The following is an 18,493-nucleotide window of genomic DNA, read 5'->3' on the forward strand; positions in this document are numbered from 1 at the left end:
CGCGGAGGAGGCGTGCTGGAGGTCGTCGGGGTCGCGCTGCTCGTCGTCGCCGTGCTGGGCGGGCTCGCCGTCGGGCCGTGGCTGGTCGCCGCGCTCGTCGCGCGACGGCGGCGGCAGCCCGACCTCGTCGTCGTCTTCGGTCGACGGGCGTCGACCTCCGCGCTCGTGCTCGGGGTGCTCGCGGTGCTGTTCTCGATCGGCCGGCTGCTCGGCGGCGTCCCGCTGACGGCGGGGCTGGTGGGCCTCGGCGCGGCGGGACTGCTGCTCGTCGCCGCTGGCGTCGCCCTCCGCCGCCTGCCCCTCGCGTGAAGCGGGTGGTCTCGACGGGCTCGACCAGCGGGTAAGGGGTCAGTCGCGGGCGAGGACCAGCTCGTCCAGGGGGCGGCGCGTGCGCGGGGCGGTCTCGCGCTCGCGGTAGCGCTCCGGCAGCGTGACGGGGTCGCCGATCGTCCCGACGGCGGTCGCCGTGATCGGCACGAGCTGCTGCGGCAGGTCGAACTCCGCCTGCAGGGCCGCGACCTCGATCCCGCCCATCGGGTGCACGTGCAGCCCGAGCGCGTGCGCCTGCACCGCGAGGTTCGCCATCGCCTGACCGGTGTCGTACTCCGCCCAGCGCAGCGTCCTGCCCTCGGCGTCCTCGGTGCTCACGACGGCGAGCACGAGGGCGGAGGCGTTCGGCGCCCACGCGCGGTTGAACCCCATCAGGTGCCGCTCGATCCGGTCGAAGGTCGTCGTGCCGCGGCGCCCGGCGATGAACCGGGCGGGCTGCGAGTTCTGCGCCGAGGCCGCCCAGCGCGCCGCCTCGAGCAGGCTCGTCAGCTGCTCGTCGGTCACCTCGGCGGTCGGGTCGAACGCGCGCGGCGACCAGCGCATCGCCAGCAGCTCCTCGATGGGCGCGGTGGTCTCGGCGCGGCGGTCGTCCAGGTCGGTGGTGGTCATCGGTCCTCCTCGTGCTCGGCGGCACGCCATCGGGCCGAGGGGTCCAGCGCCCGCGGGGGCGCCGGCATTCCCGCTCAGCCGAGGCCGACGAGCGCGCGGGCCTCGGCGGCGGCCGGCTCGGCGGCGTAGACGCCGCGCACGGCGAGGGTGACGACCCGCGACCCGACGATCCGCGGCCCGCGGAGCGCCACGCAGTCGTGCTCGGCGCTCGCGGTCACGAGCACGCCGGCGGCGCCCAGCCCGGCCTCGATCGCGGCGGCGACCTCGTCGGTCACCCGCTCCTGCAGCTGCGGCCGGGCGGACACCGTCTCGATCGCGGCGACCAGGGCCCCGAGCCCGGCGACGCGCTCGCCCGGCAGGTAGGCGATCGACATCTCGCCGGCGAAGCGGAGCAGGTGGTGCTCGCAGGTGGAGCGGAACGGGATGTCGCGGAACGCGACCGGGCCCCGCGCGACGACCTCCGGCACGCCGGCCGCCTGCAGCGCCGGCACCGGGTCGACGCCGACCCCGGCGAACAGCTCGGCGCCGAGCCGCGCGACGCGGTGCGGGGTCCGCTCGAGCACGGGGGAGGCGGGGTCGAGCCCGTAGGCGGCCAGGTACTCGGCGACCGCGCGCTCGGCGCGCTCCAGGTCCGGCATCAGCCCTCCTCCGGCAGCGCCGCGACGAGGTGGCGGACGCGTCCGCGCCCGGGCAGCTCGGCGTCGGGGTCGGCCTCGAGCCAGGGCCGCAGCACGAAGCCGCGCTCGTGCGCCCGGGGATGGGGGAGCACGAGACCGGGCTCGTCGACCCGCAGGTCGCCCATCGCGACGAGGTCGAGGTCGAGGGTGCGGTCGCCCCACCGCTCCGCCCGCACGCGGCCGAAGACGGTCTCGATGCCGAGCAGCGCGTGCAGCAGCTCCCTCGGCGGCAGAGAGGTGCGGCCGACGAGCACCTGGTTGCGGTACCGCGGGCGCGACGGATCCGGTCCCTGCGGCGTCACCGCCACGGTCTCGTGCGAGGACGAGACCCGGTCGACGACGAGCCCGCGCAGTCGGCGGAGGGCGTGCACGGCGTCGTCGAGGGTGCGCTCCGCGTCGCCGAGGTTGGCGCCGAGCGCGATCACGACGGGGACGTCCGCCGCCGCGCGGACCCGCTCCACCCGCACCGCGACGCCGCCGAAGGGGACGGGGATCGGCGCGGACGGCTTGTGCACCGTGACCACGACGCGCTCCACGCGGGCGTCGGCGAGCACGAGCGCGGCGATCCGGTCCGCCAGCGTCTCGATCAGGTCGACGGGGTCCGCGCCCACCTCCGCGACGACGCGCTCCGCGAGCTCCCCGTAGTGCACGGTCGCCGTCACGTCGTCCGTCGCCGCCGCGACGGCGAACGGCAGCGTCAGCTCCAGGTCGACGACGAACTCCTGGCCCCGCTCGCGCTCCTCGGGGAGCACGCCGTGCCGTCCGGAGGCGCGCACCCCGGTGAGCAGGATGCGGTCGCCGCCCGGCACCGGGTTCATGCGGCACCGCGCATGCGGGCCGCGACGGCCAGCGCGGCCCGCGTCGCGGCGACGTCGTGGACGCGCAGGCCCCAGACGCGGTCGCCGACGAGGGCGGACAGCACCGCGGTCGGCAGGTCCCGCTCCACCGCGGTCGCGCCCTCGGGCAGCACAGCGCCGAGGAACCGCTTGCGGGACGCGCCGACGAGCAGGCGCGTGTCCGGGAAGGCCGCGGCGAGCACGTCGAGGCTCCGCAGCAGGGCCCAGCTCTCGTCGGCCGTCTTGGCGAAGCCGATGCCGGGGTCGACGACCAGCCGGTGCGCGGGCACGCCCGCGGCCTCCGCCGCCGCGACCCGCAGCTCGAGGTCCGTCACGACGTCCGCCACCACGTCCCCGTAGCCGCCGTCCGCGGCGGCCTGCCCGCGGGAGTGCATCACCACGTAGTCCGCCTGCGATCCCGCCACGACAGCGAGCATGTCCGGGTCGCCGGCGCCGCCCTCCACGTCGTTCACGATCGTCGCGCCGGCCGCCAGCGCCGCGGCCGCGACGGAGGCCCGGCGCGTGTCGATGCTCACGCGGACGCCGGCGGCGACGAGTCCGCGGACGACGGGCAGCACCCGCCGGGCCTCCTCCTCGGGGTCGACGGGCGTCGCACCGGGCCGGGTCGACTCCCCGCCGACGTCGACGACGTCCGCACCGGCCGCCACGAGCGCGAGGCCGTGCGCGACGGCCGCGTCCGGGGCCTGGTGCAGGCCGCCGTCGCTGAAGGAGTCCGGCGTCGTGTTCAGCACGCCGAGCAGGAGGGGAGCGGCAGAGGGGGTCATCCGGCCGCTCACGCTAGCGCGGCGCCGGTAGGGTGCGCCGCGTGCTGATCCGGGACGCCACCGCCGAGGACTGGGCCGCCGTCTTCCCGTTCTTCTCCGCGATCGTGGCGGACGGCGAGACCTACGTCTACCCGGACGGCCTGTCGTCGGACGAGGCGCGGGCGCTGTGGCACGACGGATCGCACGTGGTCGTGGCGGAGGTCGACGGCCGGGTGGTCGGCTCGGCGAAGGCGGGCCCGAACCGGCCGGGGCGCGGCGCCCACGTGGCGACGGCGAGCTTCATGGTCGACCCGGCCGCGCGCGGCGCGGGCGTCGGTCGTGCGCTCGGCGAGCACGTGCTGCGCTGGGCGGCGGAGCAGGGGTTCCGGGCGATGCAGTTCAACGCGGTCGTCGAGTCGAACACCGGAGCCGTGCACCTCTGGCGCTCCCTCGGCTTCCGCATCGTCGGCACGGTGCCCGAGGCGTTCGACAGCAGGCGCCACGGACTCGTCGGCCTGCACGTGATGCACCGCCCCCTGCCCTGACCCGCCCCTGTCGCGAATTCGCCCGTGGGTGACGGATTCGCCGCTGCTGAGCGCCGAGGACGTCACTGCGCGCCGAACACTCGCGGCGTGGGCGCTCAGGCGAGGTCGAGCGGCAGGTGCAGCACGCGGGCCGCGACCACCACGACGCCGTAGACGACGTAGAGGCCGAGCGCCGTGCCGAGGACGTGCTCGCGCACGCTGCCGGCGTGGCCGAGCACCGGCACCGCGATGTAGCCGTTGCCCTTCCAGATGGCGCTGAGCACCGGGATGCGCGTCCAGAAGTCGGGCGGCCGCAGGGCGACCGGCCAGGTGGGGGAGGGCACGCCCTCGATGGTGAGCAGGTCGCCCGCGATGTGGGTGAGGAACCCGAGCCCGACCGCGATCGGGAACCAGACCGCGTTGTCGGGCGAGAACAGCACGACCGCGACCGCCGCCGCGAGTCCGACCGCCCAGGCCGTCGACCAGCGCTTCACGAGGTCGCGCGCCTTCACCGCGAAGCAGATCAGCGGGATCGTCGCGATCGCGGGGCCGATCGGCACGAGTCCGAGCAGGGGCACGACCGCCGTGAAGCGGCCGGCCAGGACCGCGAGCAGGGTGACGAGCGCCGCCGCGAGCACCGAGTGGAAGCCGTGCCGGTGGCCGCCGCTGGCCTCGCCGATGCCGCGGGCGACCAGCTTGCCGAGCACGGGGACGGAGTGCGCGATCGTGCCGCTGTGGTGGTCCGCGTCCGGCAGCAGCGCCGCGCCCGCGCAGACGACCGCGCCGGCCAGCACGCCCGCGGGCGCGAGGGGGTAGACGTCCGTGCCGAACGCGGGCAGCGCCGCGGTCGCCGCGAGCCAGACCGCGGCACCGCTCGTGGCGTGGTTGACCCCCATCACGCCGACCATCGTCATCGGCGCCGCAACCGGCGGCCCGCCGCCGCGCGGGGGTCTCGCGGATCCGCAGCTCCCGCGCGGATCCGCGAGAGTCCGCGGGAGGAGCGTCCTAGAGGGCGGCGCGGACGGCGGCGACGAAGTCGTCCACGTCCTGCTCCGTGGTGTCGAAGGCGCACATCCAGCGCACCTCGTGGTGCGCGCGGTCCCAGTCGTAGAACCGGTAGCGCTCGCGCACCCGGTCCGCCGCGGCGGGGTCGATGCGGGCGAAGACGGCGTTCGCCTGGGTCGGGTAGGCGAACCCGACGCCGTCGAGAGGCTCGAGCGCGGCGCGCAGGCGGGCGGCCATCGCGTTCGCGTGCGCGGCCGTGCGGACGCCCAGGCCGTCCTCGAACAGCGCGAGCAGCTGCGCGGAGGCGAAGCGCATCTTGCTGGAGAGCTGCATGTTCAGCTTGCGCAGGTAGACGAGCCCGTCGACCCGGTCCGGGTCGAGCACGACGATCGCCTCGGCGCCGAGCAGGCCGTTCTTCGTGCCGCCGAGGCTGAGGACGTCGACGCCGGCGTCCGCGGTGAAGTCGCGCAGCGGCAGCCCGAGGGCCGCCGCGGCGTTCCAGATCCGCGCGCCGTCCATGTGCACCGCCATGCCGCGCTCGTGCGCGAAGTCCGCGACCGCCCGCACCTGCTCGGGGGTGTAGACGGTGCCGAGCTCGGTCGACTGCGTGATGGAGACCGCGAGCGGCTGCGGGCGGTGCTCGTCGCCCCAGCCCCAGGCCTCCGTCTCGATCGCGGCGGGCGTCAGCCGGCCGTCCTCGCCGGGCACGACGAGCAGCTTCAGGCCGCTCACGCGCTCGGGTGCGCCGCCCTCGTCCGTGTGGATGTGCGCGGAGCCCGTCGCGATCACGGCACCCCAGCGCGGCAGCAGCGCGGTCAGAGCGGTGACGTTCGCGCCGGTGCCGTTGAACACGGGGAAGACCTCGGCGCGCTCGCCGAGCTCGGCCCGGACGACCTCGCCGAGCCGCGCGGTGTAGTCGTCCTCGCCGTAGGCGATCTGGTGGCCGCCGTTCGCGTCGGTGATCGCGGCGAGCACCTCGGGGAGGGCGCCGGCGTAGTTGTCGGAGGCGAAGGTGCGGATGTTCGGATCGTGCAGTCTCACCGCACCATCCTGGTGCGCGCCGGCACCGGTCAGGACCGCGTCGTGAACCGCAGCTGCTCGTTCGCGTAGTCGAGGGTGATGCTGCCGAACCGGCTCAGCTGGTCGGAGCCGAGCAGCCCCGCGATCCGCGAGTTCCCGCCCGAGCCCATCGAGAACGGCAGGGCGCCGATCGAGGTGGGCTGCAGGTCGACGCCGTGCGTCGACCACTGCTCGATGCGCACGAGCGGCACGCGGTCGGAGCCCGTGACGCCGCTCACCTGCGCCTGCTGCCCGGTCTCCGGCAGGTCGAGCTGCTGCGCCAGCTGCTGGTTGATGCCCGACGTCGCGGCGCCCGTGTCGAGCACGAAGGGGTAGGGCCCCTTCCCGTCGATCATGACCGGCACGATCGCGAGCGTCGCGCCGTCCTGCCGCACGATCTGCAGCGGCACGGTCACCTCCCCGGCCGGGGTGGCGCCGGCGGTCGGAGCGCTCGCGGCGGTGGAGGGCCTGGCCACCGGGGCGGGGCCGGCGACGATCGTGCAGGCCGACAGCGGCAGCACCGCCGCCAGGGCCACGGCGACGGCTGCGGCCCGCGTCCTCATCCCCATCGCCCCATCATGGTCGGGCGGGCCCGAGGAGACTCGGGATCGGAGGGACCTGTCAGGTGCTTCTCCCGCGATCTCCGGTTGCGGGACGCGGTCGGAGGAGCCGCCGCGCTCAGGTCCGCGAGAGCGGCCGCTCCGCGTGTGCGGGCGGCGGTGCGGCCGCCGCACGGGCCGGCGCGCCGGCGGGACGGCGGGGCCACAGCGCCGCCCGTCCCAGCAGCGTGAGCATCGCGGGCGTCATCACCGGCCGCACGATCAGGGTGTCGATCAGCAGGCCCACCGCCATCGTGAAGGCGATCTGCTGGAACGCGGTGAGCGGGACGATCCCGACCGCCGCGAAGGTGGAGGCGAGGATGACGCCGGCCGCGGTGACCGCTCGGGCGGTGCCGGGCAGGGTCTCGAGGATCGACTCGCGGAGCGGCAGCTGCCGGGCCCGCCGCCAGATCGCCCCGACCGTGAAGACGGTGTAGTCGGCCCCGAGGGCGAGCAGCAGCACCGCGGTCGAGAACGGCGCGTAGAAGGTGAGACCGGGCTGGCGCAGCACGTCCTGGAACAGCAGCACGGTCAGCCCGAGCGCGGAACCCATGCTGAGCAGCCCGGCGAGCAGCACCACGAGCGGCGTGAGCAGGGACCGCAGGTAGAGCGCCAGGATGAGGAACTCGATGAGCACGGCCGCGATCAACGTGTCGCGCAGGGACTCGTTCGTGAGGCTCGCCACCTCGGACGCGATGCGGGTCTGCCCGGTCACGTCGACGCGGACGTCCTTCAGGCCCGCCGCGGACACGAGTTGCGGCAGGTTCCGCTGCAGGGTCCGCAGGTCCCGCACGGCGTTCGCGCCGAGCGGGTCGCTGTCGAACACGACGATGTAGCGGGCGGCGTTCCCGTCCGCCGAGTAGACGACGCCGAGGTTCGCGCGCAGCGGGTTCTCCGCGGGGCCGAGCACGCGGGCGACGCCGGGCTGCAGCTGGAGCGCGAGCTGCAGCGCGACGAGCTGCACCCGCTGCGTCTCCGCGACGCCGTCGCCCTCCACGAGCACCTCGACCGGGGCGGTGATGCCGCGGATCCCGGCGCGGTCGAGCACCCGAGCGCTCACCTGGACCGGGTCGCCCTCGGGCAGGCCCGAGGTGAAGGAGAGCGACAGCCGCGCGTGCAGCACCGGCAGGGCGGCGAGGGTGAGGACGATCACCGCGACGACGAGCGCGCCGCCGGCCCCCGGCTTGGTCGTGATGACCCGCAGCCCGCGCCCGAACAGCCCCACGCGCCCGGCGCGCTTCGCCCGGTGCCGCTCGGCGCGCCGGACGACGGCCGCGGACCCGCGCAGCGAGAACATCCGCGTGCCGACGAGCGTCATCAGCGCGGGCGCCAGCGTGAGGGCGACGAGCACCGCCGCCACGACCGTCACCGCGAGCGAGGGGCCGAGGGAGCGGAAGAACTCGAAGGGGCTGACCAGCAGCGCGATGATGCCGCCCGCGACGGTGACGCCCGCGATCCCGATCACCGGGCCGTCGTCCCGCAGCGCCGCGTCCGCGGCCGCGAACCGGTCCATGCCCTGCTCGACATACATCCGGAAGGACGAGAAGAGCAGCACGCAGTAGTCGGTGATGACGCCGATGAAGAGGGCCGCGAGCACGGGCTCCAGCTGCTGCGGCACGGAGAGCCCGAACTGCCCTGCCGTGCCGGACAGCACGCGGTAGAAGATCAGGTAGCCCGCGCCGCCGCTGACCAGCACCATCAGCGGCGCGAGCAGGGACCGGAACGTGAAGCCGACGATGAGCGTGATGACGAGCAGGCTCGCCAGCTCGAAGCGCGGCAGGGCGGCGGCCAGCTGCTCGCCCTGCGCCACCTGCGCGGGCACGAATCCCGTGATCGACACGTCGACCCCGGGCTGGGCGAGGCCCTGCACCACCTCCCGCTTGTACTGCCGGGCGAGCGTCATGGTCTGCCAGATCGAGGTGCCGGGCGACAGGAAGAGGTAGGTCACCGCGGTGTCCGCCGAGACGAACGGCACCGGGACGGCCGCGATGATCGAGCCCGGCTCCGTCGCCGGTCCGTCGAGCACCGACGGCCTGGTCGTCTTGTACGCCTGCCCGGCGAGGACCGCCCTGGTGTTCAGCGAGAGCCCGTCCGGGGCGTGCGCGACGATGGTGGTGCCGGAGAGCACGGGGACGCGGAACGACTGGAGCGCCCGCTCCTCGACCTGCAGCGCGGGGCTGTCCGCGGGCAGCAGGTTCGAGAAGCCGGCGTCGCCGCCGAGCGCGCGCCCGACCGGCAGCGCGGTGAAGACGAACAGGCCGATGAGCGCCCAGGCGACGAGCACGACCCAGCGTCCGCGCACGACGGAGGTGCGGTGGGCGTGGCCGACCGCCGCACCGACCCTGCGCCCGAGCGCGGCGAGGAACGCCCGGGGCCCGCGGCGGGCAGCGGCGGACAGCGACGGGTCGGGCGGCGGCGGTGCCTCGGGCGCCGGCGGCCGCACCTCGGACCAGCGCCGGCCGAGCGGCTGCGGCGAGGTGCGTCGCGGGGGCCTCCGGGCCAGCAGCGCCCGCCCGGTGACCACGGCGACGACCAGGGCGAGGAGGGCGATGAGCCGGCCCCATGCGCCAGGACCGCTCATCTTGCGAGGATGGCGCCGCGGAGGCGCCCGCGGCAAGTCGAGCCGCGGAGTCCCGGCGTTCGGTCAGGCAGCGGCGGAGGACGCGGTGTCGCCGGTGATCCCGGCGGTCGACTCGATCGTCGGCCGCAGCTTCTTGCCGAGCGCCTCGTAGAACATCGACAGCGGGAACTCGTCGTCGAGCACCTGGTCCGTCCAGCCCTTCGGCGGCCCGACGAGCACCTCGTCGGGGAGGCCGCGGGCCCAGCGGCTGGCCGGGTGCGGGGTGAGGGTGCTGCGGACGAGGTCGTAGGCGGCGAGCCAGTGCGCGGTCTTGGGCCGGTCGATGGACGCCCAGTACAGCTCGTTGATCGCGTCGGACAGGGCGACGACGGTGTCGGGCAGGCGGTCCCACTCGATCGCGAGGCTCGTGTCGGTCCAGTGCAGCACGCCCCGGCGGTGCAGCCAGGCGAACAGCAGCTGGCCGCCGAGGCCGTCGTAGTTGCGCACGCGCGACCCCGTCAGCGGGAAGCGGAAGATCCGGTCGAAGAGGATCACGTACTGGGCGAGCGCGGCGTGCTCGCGGGTCACGGCGTCCGTGCCCTCCGCGCGGACCAGCCGGACGCACTCGCGGAACGCCGTCAGGTCGCACCGCAGCTCCTCCAGCGAGTAGAGGAAGAACGGCATCCGCTGCTTGATCATGAACGGGTCGAACGGCAGGTCGCCGCGCATGTGCGTGCGGTCATGGATCAGGTCCCAGAGCACGAAGGTGCGCTCGGTCAGCGCCTGGTCGTCGAGCAGGCGGGCGGCGTCCTCCGGCAGGTCGAGCCGGGTGATCGCGGTCGCCTCGGCGACGACGCGGCGGAAGCGCGCGGCCTCGCGGTCGGCGAAGATCGCCCCCCAGGTGAAGGGGATCAGCTCGGGCATCGCGACGGTCTCGGGGAACAGCACTGCCGAGTCGGTGTCGTAGCCGCCCGTGAAGTCGACGAAGCGGATCGGCACGAAGAGCGCGTTCGAGTAGGCGTCGCGCTCGAGCGCGGCGATGAAGTCGGGCCAGAGCACGTCGACGAGCACGGCCTCGAGCAGCCGGTCGGGCGAGCCGTTCTGCGTGGTCATGGGGAAGACGACGAGGTGGCGCAGGCCGTCGACCCGGTCCCGCTGCGGCTGGAAGGCGCCGAGGGAGGCGCGGAAGTCGGGGACCGCGAAACCGCCCGAGGCCCAGGCGGCGAGGTCCTCGTCGAGCGCCGCGAGGTAGGCGGCGTCGTGCGGGAAGGCGGGCGCCAGGTCGCGCACGGCGTCGCGCACGGCGGTCATGAGGCGGGCGGCCTCGTCCGCGTCGGCGCCCTCGGCCAGCGCGCCGTCCTTGCGCTGCAGCGGTCGGAAGGCGCCGACCGCGTCCTTGAGGCGCAGCCATGCCGGGTGTTCCCGGCCGACGGTCGTCGCAGGGGTGTCGAGCAGCGTCATGTCGCCTCCAGGGTCGGCAAGCGACGGTACGACCTGCGCGGGAGCGCGATCATGCGCCCGCGGTGCACGGATCTGCCACTTGCGCAACGATGTTGCGTCCCCAGTCGGCGTGGGACGGCCGAGTCAGGCCGCGAGCGTCTGCTCCCGGCGAGAGCCGCGTCGGCGTCGGCGCTGCCGATCGACGTGGATCGGTGGCGTGAACCACGGGGTGCCGTCGGGGTCGAGCTCGGCGTCCCATCCCCGCTCCATGAGGCGGTTGGGCCCACGGAGCCGGTTCCGGCGCGACGCGTCAGCGGCGTGACGGCCGTGCCGACGGGGAGGGAAGGCGCAGAGCGGGAGACCGTTGGCGAGGTCGGTGCCGCGCCCGTGCTCGTGCCGGGTCGCCCACCTGCCGAGGTGATGGATCTCGGTCATGGCGAGCGGCAGATCGCAGGACGGGAAAGCGCAGCCGTCGTACCCGGCGTAGATCGCGTAGCGCTGCGCCTTCGTGAAGAGCCGCCGTGACGTGCCCTGGTCGAGCAGCTGCGACGCCCCGCCGAACACCTGGGGGATGAGGTCGGCGTTCACGGCCAGCCGCCGGGCGCTCGCCGCGGAGATCGGGGTGTCGATCCCGTCGAGCGTCGCGCTCCCCTCGCCGGTCAGCAGGTCGGTGAGGTCGATCCGGACCAGCACCGTCGTGTCGACTCCGGCCTGGTCGCCCTCGTCGGCCCGCAGCGAGTCCTTGCAGATCGACGTGAAGGCGTCGAGCCGCGTGACCATCGGATCCGGCTGCGCGCCACCGGGCCGTGGTGCCGTCGGGTCCGAACCCTCCGCTTGCGACGGCTCACGCCGAGGGTTCGTCTTCGTGCGCACGGCGGCCAGCCAGTAGGCCGCGCGCTCCGGGTCGAGCTCGGCGACGACCCGGAGCAGGCCGTTCCGCAGCCTGGTCTCCCGGATGGACGCCTTCGCCTTCAGTGCCTCGTCTCGGTCGTCCGCCCCTGCCGGATCGGCCTTCTCGACCAGACGACGGCACTCCTTCGTGAAGGTCGCGACCGAGCAGTCGCCCGAGACGGCCCGCTCGACGAGGGCTGCCTCGAGGGCGTCGAGCTCGGGCGAGGTGAGCGCGTCGCGAAGGGCCTCGAGGGTGTCGTCGATCAGCAGGGCGAGGGACAGCGACAGGTCGCCCGCGAGCACCGCCTCGGCCACGTGGGGGCGCTCCGGCGCCCCCTTGGCACCGGTCCGACCGGTTCCTCGCCGGATGATCTCGCTCGCCGCGACGTGCGCCGACGCCTGTCCGAAGGGCATCCCCGCCGCTGCCGCGACGAGTCCACGGGCGCTCCGGGCGCCGAGTCGCTGCGCCAGGGAGGGTCCCGTCCGACCTCCGTCGCGACGCGCGATCTCGCCTGAGACGAGCGCGGCCAGTCCCTGACCGGCCTGCACGAGCGACTGCACCGCGGGCAGCAGAGCGACGAGGTCCGTGTCCTCTGCGGCGCTCAACGCACCGAGGCCCGAAGGGGTCCGCCGGCCGAGCGCGACGACCGCGGCTAGGTGCTCGCGCAGGACATCGGCTGGATCGGCCATGCTCCGACAATAGTACATGTGTTCTATAAAAGCAAGAGCAGGAGAGGGGTGTATGGATCGAGTGTTCGCATGAACGCGCGGAGGCCGAGTGATGCAGTGCTGCGCCACCAGAATGGGGAAGTGACGGGCGTGCTGCAGGGGTTCGCCGTCATCGCCGTCATCATCGGCGTCGGGTTCGTGCTGGGGCGCAGCGGGGTGCTCGGCGAGGGCGGGCAGCTGGTCCTCAGCCGCTTCGTCTTCTTCGTCGCGGCGCCCAGCCTGCTCTTCACGGTCGTGGCGACCGCCCGCCCCGACGTCCTCTTCTCCGCCGTCACCGCCGTCTCGGCGCTCGCGGCGATCGTCGCCGCGACGGCCTACGCCCTGATCGCCCGGCTGCTCTGGCGGCGGCCCGTCGCGTCGGTCACGGTCGGTGCGCTGTCGTCGGGGTACGTCAACGCCAACAACATCGGGCTGCCGGTCGCCGTGTACGTGCTGGGCAGCCCCGCCTACACGGCACCGGTGATCCTGCTGCAGCTGGCCGTGTTCGCCCCGGCTGCGCTGGTCGTGCTCGACGCCTCGACCGCGACCGGCCGTCGCACCGCCCGCGCGGCGGTGCTGGCCTCGCTGCGCAACCCGCTGATCGGCGCGGCCCTCCTCGGCCTCGTCGTGGCGGTCGGCCGCGTGCCCGTGCCGCCCCTCGTGCTGGAGCCGCTGCGCCTGCTGGCGGGGGCCTCCGTGCCGCTGATGCTGGTCGGGTTCGGGATGTCGCTCGTCGGCGCCCGGCCGCTGGCCGCCGGCGAGCAGCGGCGCGAGGTCGTGCTCGCCTCCCTGATGAAGCTGCTCGTGATGCCGGCCGTCGCGCTCGCGATCGGCGCGCTCGTCCTCCACCTCGACACGGCCGCGCTGCACGTGGCCGTGGTCCTCGCCGCCCTGCCGACGGCGCAGAACGTGCTGGTCTACGCCACCCGGTACGGCGCCGGCGTCGTGCTGGCCCGCGACGCCGGGCTGATCACGACCGTCGGCGCGCTGCCGGTGCTCGTGCTCGCCTCCGTGCTGCTCGTGCCGTGAGGCCGCGGGCGGCGGATCAGGTGCGGACGAGGAGGTTGACGATGTCGCCGGGCTCCAGGACCGTCGCGGGCTCGACCGCGTGGACGAGGTCGCCCCGCGTGTAGGACACCGGCGACGCGCCCTCGGGCCAGGCGACGTCGGCCACCGCCCGGCCCGCCGCGGCGCCGGACGGCGACACCTCGACCTCGACCACGCGGAACCCCGGCAGCGGGGTGTCACTCGTCTGGGGCGGGAGGTCGTGCCGGCTCTCGGGCAGCAGGGCCCGGCGCACGGCGCGCACGACGCTCGACGCCGTGATCCAGCCGAGGATGCGCGAGCCGTCCCCGGACACGACCGGCATGCCCTCCCGGCCGTAGGCGTCGAGCTGGCGCACGACCTCGGCGACCGGCTCGTCCTCGAAGACCGCCTGCGGCGCCCGCTCCTGCCGCACGCGCCCGATGGCCCCGAGGTCGAGGTCGGGGGCGACGGCCTCCGTGTCCTCCGCGCGGTCCGGGATGCGCGGCGCCTCGGGCAGCGGCCGCATCGTCTGCTGCGCCGTCAGCCGGGCGAACGCCTGCCAGGGGGCGGACCGCTCCAGGTCCTGCCCCCGCCGCAGCAGCTTCGTCGTGTAGACGGTGCCGTAGGACAGCTCGCGCGACACCGCGGTCGCGATGCCGACGGTCAGCATCACCGGCAGGGCGAGCAGGAAGTCGCCCGTCATCTCCACGACGCTCGCCAGCGCCGTGAGCGGGGCGCGCGTGGCGGAGCTGAAGACGCCCGCCATGCCCATCGCGGCATACAGCGCCGGATCGCCCGCGGCCGGGCCGAACAGCTGGTCGACGACCAGGCCGAAGGCGGTGCCGGTCATCAGCCCGATGAAGAGGGAGGGGGCGAAGACGCCGCCGGAGCCGCCGACGGCCAGCGTGAGGCTCGTCGCCACCACCTTGCCGATCACGAGCAGCAGCAGGAACCAGAGGGCGTAGTCGCCCGCGAGCGCCTTGAACATCACGGGGTAGCCGACGCCGTACATCTGCGGCAGCGCCAGCAGGACCAGACCGACCGCGACCCCGCCGACGACCGGCCGCGCCCACTCCGGTCGTCCCGCCCACAGGCGGTCCGCGAGGTCCTCGACCGCGTACAGGGCCTTCGAGAAGCCCTGCCCGAGGAACGCGGCGATCACCGCGAGCACGGCGACGAGCAGGTAGTCCTGCGGGTGCTGCAGCACCGTCGTCACGGGGTACTGCTCGAGGAACGGCCGCCCGCCGAGGAACGGGATCGCGATCGCGTCCGCGACCATCGCGGAGAGCATGACCGAGAAGAGCGCCTCCGCGGAGAGCTCGCGCAGGATGATCTCCGCGCCGAAGAAGACACCGGTGATCGGTGCGTTGAAGGTCGCGGCGATGCCGCCGCCGGCGCCGCAGGCGACCAGGATGCGGAGGCGGCTCTCCGGCAGGCGCACCCACTGGCCGAAGCTCGACGCGAGTGCGGAGCCGATCTGCACGATCGGCCCCTCGCGGCCCACCGAGCCGCCGGACCCGATCGTGACGGCGGACGCCAGCGCCTTGACCGCGGCCACCCGCGGCCGGATCCGTCCGCCCTGCTCGGCGACCGCGATCATCACCTCGGGGACGCCGTGCCCCCGCGCCTCGGGGGCGAACCGGCTGACCAGCGGGCCGACCACCAGCCCGCCGACGACGGGGGCGAGCACGAGGAAGCCGAGGCCGAGCCAGGGGGCGTGGGCGCTGCCGACCCAGCCGTCCTGCCCGAACTCCGCCTGCCCGGTGAAGACCCAGGTGATGCCGTTCACGAGCAGCCGGAAGACCACCGCGCCGAGCCCGGCGCCGGCGCCGACGACGAGCGCGAGGGCGAGCAGGCCGAGCCGTGTCTCCCGCACCACGGCTCCGGGCGCGAGCCGCGATCGGCGCGGCGCGGCGGACGTGGCGACGTCGGACATGGAGACCCTCCAGGCGATCGGTGCGGGGCGCGCCCGTGCAGGGCACGACCGAATATTGTTGCATAAGCGCAAATACCGTGGCCGGGAGTGCTACCAGCGACCGCGGCGGCCGCGCCGGACCCCGAGGGCTGGGAAGACGCTGACACGTCACCGGACTCCTCTAATGTGGCCGGCTGCCCACCTCGGAGGATCCATGACCGCCGTCGCACCCCGCACCACCCCGCTGCCCGTCCTGACCCCGCAGCACCTGGTGCCCGCCGAGCAGCCGACGATCCACTTCCTCGGCGTCTCAACCGGCTCCTCCTCGATCCAGCGCGTCTTCCCGGCCTGGGCCGCGGCGCTCGGCCTCGACGACGCGGTGCTGCAGGGCGTCGACCTGCCCGTCGGCGCCCCGGCCGCGGACGTGCGGCGGCTCGTCGAGTTCGTCGCCGGCGACCCGCTCGCCGCGGGCATGCAGATCACGAGCCACAAGGTCGCCGTGTCCCAGGCGGCGGGCGACCTGTTCGCCGTCCGCCGCCCGCTCGCGACGCTGATGGACGAGATCAGCCTCGTGACGAAGGAGGAGGACGGCCTCCACGGCTTCGCGAAGGACCCCCTGACCGGCGAGCTGGCGCTCGACGCGATCGTCCCCGACGGCTACTGGGCCGAGACGGGCGCGTCCGCCGTGCTGCTCGGCGCCGGCGGTGCGGGCACGGCGCTCGCGTGGTGCCTGGCCCGACCGGAGCGCGGGTCGCAGCGGCCCGCCGAGCTCGTCGTGACGGACCGCGACGAGCGCCGGCTGCAGCACCTGGCCGAGCTCGTGCGGGCGATCGGGTCGGACGTGCCCCTGCGCCTCGTCCACGTCGAGGCCGCGGCGGATGCCGACGAGGTGGTCGCGGGCCAGCCCGTCGGCTCGCTCGTCGTGAACGCGACGGGTCTCGGCAAGGACCTGCCGGGTTCGCCGCTCGGCGCCGACGCCGTGCTGCCGGAGCGCGCGATCGCGTGGGACCTCAACTACCGCGGCGACCTCGAGTTCCTCGGCACCGCGGGTGGCCAGGCCGACCGCGGCGTGCGCATCGAGGACGGCTGGACCTACTTCGTGCACGGCTGGCTGCAGGCCGTCCGCGAGGTGTTCCACGTCGACGTCCCCACGGCCGGCCCCGAGTTCGACCGCCTCAGCGCCATCGCCCGCGAGGTCCGCTGAGGTCCGCTCGGTCGGTGTTCGTGCTGCTCTCAAGGCGTCGGAGCAGCACGAAGACTGACCAAGGGGTCACCGGAGGGCGCGGCGGACGTGCTCCACGATCGCGTCGGCGGCGGCCTCGACCTGCTCGAGCGTCGCGAGGAAGTCGTCGTGGCCGCCGTACCAGGGGTCCTCGACGTCCAGCTCGGCCTCGCTCACGGTCTCGAGCGAGGGCGCGGCCGGGTCGAACGAGCGGTACATGCGGACGTCCGCAGCGTCCTCCGGCGCCAGCGTGCGGAGCCGGCGGGCGTGCTGCGCCGTCATGGCGAGCACGAGGTCGCGGTCCGCGAGGTCCGCGCGGGTCACCTGGTGCGCGGTGCGGTCCGGCACCGCGTAGCCCGCCTCCCGCAGCACGCGCGCCGCCCGCGGGTCGATCGGGTTGCCGAGCTCCTCGGACGAGGTCCCGCCCGAGTCGACCTCGACCGCGTCGCCGAGCCCGGCCGCCTCGAACCGGTCGCGCAGCACGACCTCCGCGATCGGGGAGCGGCAGATGTTCCCGGTGCAGACCGTCATCACGCGGTAGGGCGTGCTCGGGTGCCGGAGCGGTGCGTCGGGCATCAGAAGATCATCGGGCGGTCGTCGTCGAGCGGGCTGTCGAGCTCCAGGTCGACCACGACGGGCACGTGGTCGCTCGGCGCGTCGCCCTTCCGCTCGTCCCGCTCGATCGCGGCGCCGGTCACCGCGTCCTGGAAGCCGGGCGAACCGAGCACGAAGTCGATGCGCATGCCCTCGTTGCGCGGGAAGCGCAGCTGCTTGTAGTCCCAGTACGTGTACCCCGTCGGGACGAGCGGGCGCACGACGTCGGCGAGACCGAGGCCCTCGAAGCGGCGGAACGCCTCCCGCTCCGGCTCGGAGACGTGGGTCGCGCCCTCGAACGCGCGCAGGTCCCACACGTCCTCGTCGAGCGGCGCGATGTTCCAGTCGCCCATCATCGCGAGCGCGCCGCCCTCGTGGTCCCCGAGCCAGCGCTGCGCCACGTCCGCCAGCCGGTCGAGCCACTCGAGCTTGTAGGGGTAGTGGGGGTTGTCGAGCTCACGGCCGTTCGGCACGTAGAGGCTCCAGAGCCGCACGTCGTCGCCGACCGTCACCGCCATCGCGCGCGCCTCGAGCGGCAGCGAGCCGTCGGGCAGCGGCTTGCCGAAGCCCGGCATGCCGGGGAAGTCGAGCTCGACGTCGGCGAGGCCGATGCGGCTCGCGAACGCGACGCCGTTCCACTGGGAGAGCCCGTGCGTCGCCACCTCGTAGCCGGCGGCCTCGAACGGCTCGTGCGGGAACTGCGCGTCCTTGCACTTGATCTCCTGCATCGCGAGGACGTCGACGTCCGCCCGCTGCAGCCAGTCGGTGACCCGGCCCACCCGGGCCCGGATCGAGTTCACGTTCCAGGTCGCCACACGCACGGGATGCGACGCTACCGAAGGCCTCGCGAGAGGCCGGAGGGGAGCACCCGTGAGCCTGGAGCACGACGTCGTCCGCGCCTACATCACCCTGTCCGGGCGCGGCCGCCCCTGGCGCTCCACCGAGGCCTTCGAACGCGCCCTCGCCCGACGTCCGGCCTGGCCGGCGCGACCGCCGGCCGCGCTGCCCGGCGTCTCGATCGCGCAGCGGGACGAGCCCGAGGGGCGCGTGGTCCGCCTCACGCCGCGCGCCGCGACCGGTTCGGTCGTCGCGCTGCACGGCGGCGGGTACGTCTTCGGGCCCGAGCCGCAGCACTGGACGCTCTGGCGCCGGATCGCGGTGGCGAGCCGGCGGGAGGTCGTCGTCCCCCTGTACCGCCTCGCGCCCGAGGGCACGGCCGCCGTCGCCGTGCCCTGGGTCGCGGGGCTCGTGCGGCGGTCGGCGGGGCCCGTCGCGCTGCTCGGCGACTCCGCCGGGGGCGGGCTGGCGCTCGCCGCCGCGCTCGTGCTGCGGGAGGAGGGCCTCCGGCCGCCCCTGCTGCTCTCCGCGCCGTGGCTCGACGCGACGATGCGGCGGCCGTGGCGGCTGCAGCGCGATCCGTGGCTCGCGCGGCCGGGCTTCGAGGTCGCGGCGGACCGCTGGCGCGGCGACCTGCCCGTCGACCACCCGTTCGTCAGCCCGCTGCTCGCGGACCTGGGCGGCATCGGCCCCGTCGTCGTCGCGAGCGGTACCCGCGACCTGCTGCACGAGGACGCCCGGCGGGTGCGGCAGCGCGCGCCCGGACCCGTGCGGCTGCTCGTGGGGGAGGGACTGATCCACAACTACCCGCTGCTGCCGGTCCCGGAGGCCCGGCCCGCGGTCCGGGCGTTCGTCGACGCCCTCCGCTGAGGCCGGCGGCGGCTCTCTACGATGGAG

Annotated in this window: 18 protein-coding genes; 5 read left to right on the forward strand and 13 right to left on the reverse strand. The window is 74.8% G+C overall.

All coding sequences use genetic code 11. The features are described 5' to 3' along the window. The first annotated feature begins 12 nt into the window (after positions 1–12). Complete coding sequence (locus ACFSBI_RS03270; protein WP_377931986.1) at positions 13–309, forward strand: hypothetical protein; 297 nt, start codon at positions 13–15, stop codon at positions 307–309. A gap of 39 nt (positions 310–348) precedes the next feature. Here ACFSBI_RS03270 and ACFSBI_RS03275 read toward each other — a convergent pair whose 3' ends face one another. The 4 genes from ACFSBI_RS03275 to folP all read right to left on the reverse strand — a co-directional run bounded on the left by ACFSBI_RS03275 (position 349) and on the right by folP (position 3,237). Further along, positions 349–939, reverse strand: coding sequence for a nitroreductase family protein (locus tag ACFSBI_RS03275; RefSeq protein WP_377931988.1), 591 nt, complete (start codon positions 937–939; stop codon positions 349–351). Between the two features lie 74 nt (positions 940–1,013). Then, entirely contained in the window at positions 1,014–1,577 is a 564-nt protein-coding gene (gene folE, locus ACFSBI_RS03280; protein ID WP_377931992.1) for a GTP cyclohydrolase I, read from the reverse strand. Beyond that, positions 1,577–2,434: a 2-amino-4-hydroxy-6-hydroxymethyldihydropteridine diphosphokinase gene (gene folK, locus ACFSBI_RS03285; protein ID WP_377931995.1), complete on the reverse strand. Its 858-nt coding sequence runs from the start codon at positions 2,432–2,434 to the stop codon at positions 1,577–1,579. Before folK ends, folE begins: the two co-directional genes overlap by 1 nt. Further along, entirely contained in the window at positions 2,431–3,237 is an 807-nt protein-coding gene (gene folP, locus ACFSBI_RS03290) for a dihydropteroate synthase (protein ID WP_377931997.1), read from the reverse strand. The genes folK and folP overlap by 4 nt, the downstream gene beginning before the upstream one ends. 41 nt (positions 3,238–3,278) lie before the next feature. Here folP and ACFSBI_RS03295 point away from each other — a divergent pair, with 41 nt between their 5' ends. After that, complete coding sequence (locus ACFSBI_RS03295; RefSeq protein ID WP_377931999.1) at positions 3,279–3,761, forward strand: GNAT family N-acetyltransferase; 483 nt, start codon at positions 3,279–3,281, stop codon at positions 3,759–3,761. A gap of 95 nt (positions 3,762–3,856) precedes the next feature. Here ACFSBI_RS03295 and ACFSBI_RS03300 read toward each other — a convergent pair whose 3' ends face one another. The 6 genes from ACFSBI_RS03300 to ACFSBI_RS03325 all read right to left on the reverse strand — a co-directional run bounded on the left by ACFSBI_RS03300 (position 3,857) and on the right by ACFSBI_RS03325 (position 11,984). After that, entirely contained in the window at positions 3,857–4,654 is a 798-nt protein-coding gene (locus tag ACFSBI_RS03300; protein ID WP_377932001.1) for a metal-dependent hydrolase, read from the reverse strand. A gap of 91 nt (positions 4,655–4,745) precedes the next feature. Next, entirely contained in the window at positions 4,746–5,786 is a 1,041-nt protein-coding gene (locus tag ACFSBI_RS03305) for a threonine aldolase family protein (protein WP_377932003.1), read from the reverse strand. A gap of 29 nt (positions 5,787–5,815) precedes the next feature. Then, entirely contained in the window at positions 5,816–6,373 is a 558-nt protein-coding gene (locus tag ACFSBI_RS03310; protein ID WP_377932005.1) for a retropepsin-like aspartic protease, read from the reverse strand. 109 nt (positions 6,374–6,482) lie between these two features. Beyond that, positions 6,483–8,984 (reverse strand): MMPL family transporter, encoded by a 2,502-nt coding sequence (locus tag ACFSBI_RS03315; RefSeq protein ID WP_377932007.1) that lies wholly within the window; start codon positions 8,982–8,984, stop codon positions 6,483–6,485. A 63-nt stretch (positions 8,985–9,047) separates the two neighbouring features. Beyond that, entirely contained in the window at positions 9,048–10,424 is a 1,377-nt protein-coding gene (locus ACFSBI_RS03320) for a DUF6421 family protein (RefSeq protein ID WP_377932009.1), read from the reverse strand. Positions 10,425–10,547: 123 nt separating this feature from the next. Continuing rightward, positions 10,548–11,984 (reverse strand): DUF222 domain-containing protein, encoded by a 1,437-nt coding sequence (locus tag ACFSBI_RS03325; protein WP_377932011.1) that lies wholly within the window; start codon positions 11,982–11,984, stop codon positions 10,548–10,550. A 120-nt stretch (positions 11,985–12,104) separates the two neighbouring features. On the opposite strand from ACFSBI_RS03325, the gene ACFSBI_RS03330 reads away from it, so the two are divergent. Further along, entirely contained in the window at positions 12,105–13,031 is a 927-nt protein-coding gene (locus tag ACFSBI_RS03330; RefSeq protein ID WP_377932013.1) for an AEC family transporter, read from the forward strand. 16 nt (positions 13,032–13,047) lie between these two features. On the opposite strand, the gene ACFSBI_RS03335 is transcribed toward ACFSBI_RS03330, so the two are convergent. Further along, a complete protein-coding gene (locus tag ACFSBI_RS03335) occupies positions 13,048–14,964 on the reverse strand; it encodes a chloride channel protein (protein ID WP_377932015.1) in 1,917 nt (638 codons plus the stop codon). Between the two features lie 193 nt (positions 14,965–15,157). Between ACFSBI_RS03335 and ACFSBI_RS03340 the strand changes: the two genes are divergently transcribed. Further along, positions 15,158–16,147 carry a shikimate dehydrogenase gene (locus tag ACFSBI_RS03340; protein WP_377932017.1) on the forward strand — a complete coding sequence of 330 codons (990 nt, stop codon included), beginning with the start codon at positions 15,158–15,160 and terminating at the stop codon, positions 16,145–16,147. 66 nt (positions 16,148–16,213) lie between these two features. Here the strand turns inward: ACFSBI_RS03340 and ACFSBI_RS03345 are convergent, their stop codons facing one another. Both ACFSBI_RS03345 and ACFSBI_RS03350 read right to left on the reverse strand, forming a co-directional pair. Next, positions 16,214–16,741, reverse strand: coding sequence for a low molecular weight protein-tyrosine-phosphatase (locus ACFSBI_RS03345; RefSeq protein ID WP_377932019.1), 528 nt, complete (start codon positions 16,739–16,741; stop codon positions 16,214–16,216). Continuing rightward, complete coding sequence (locus ACFSBI_RS03350; protein WP_377932021.1) at positions 16,741–17,580, reverse strand: exodeoxyribonuclease III; 840 nt, start codon at positions 17,578–17,580, stop codon at positions 16,741–16,743. The genes ACFSBI_RS03345 and ACFSBI_RS03350 overlap by 1 nt, the downstream gene beginning before the upstream one ends. A gap of 49 nt (positions 17,581–17,629) precedes the next feature. On the opposite strand from ACFSBI_RS03350, the gene ACFSBI_RS03355 reads away from it, so the two are divergent. Further along, entirely contained in the window at positions 17,630–18,466 is an 837-nt protein-coding gene (locus ACFSBI_RS03355; RefSeq protein ID WP_377932022.1) for an alpha/beta hydrolase fold domain-containing protein, read from the forward strand. Positions 18,467–18,493 lie beyond the last annotated feature (27 nt).

It is taken from the genome of Amnibacterium endophyticum, from assembly GCF_042680685.1.
Lineage (GTDB): Bacteria > Actinomycetota > Actinomycetes > Actinomycetales > Microbacteriaceae > Amnibacterium > Amnibacterium endophyticum.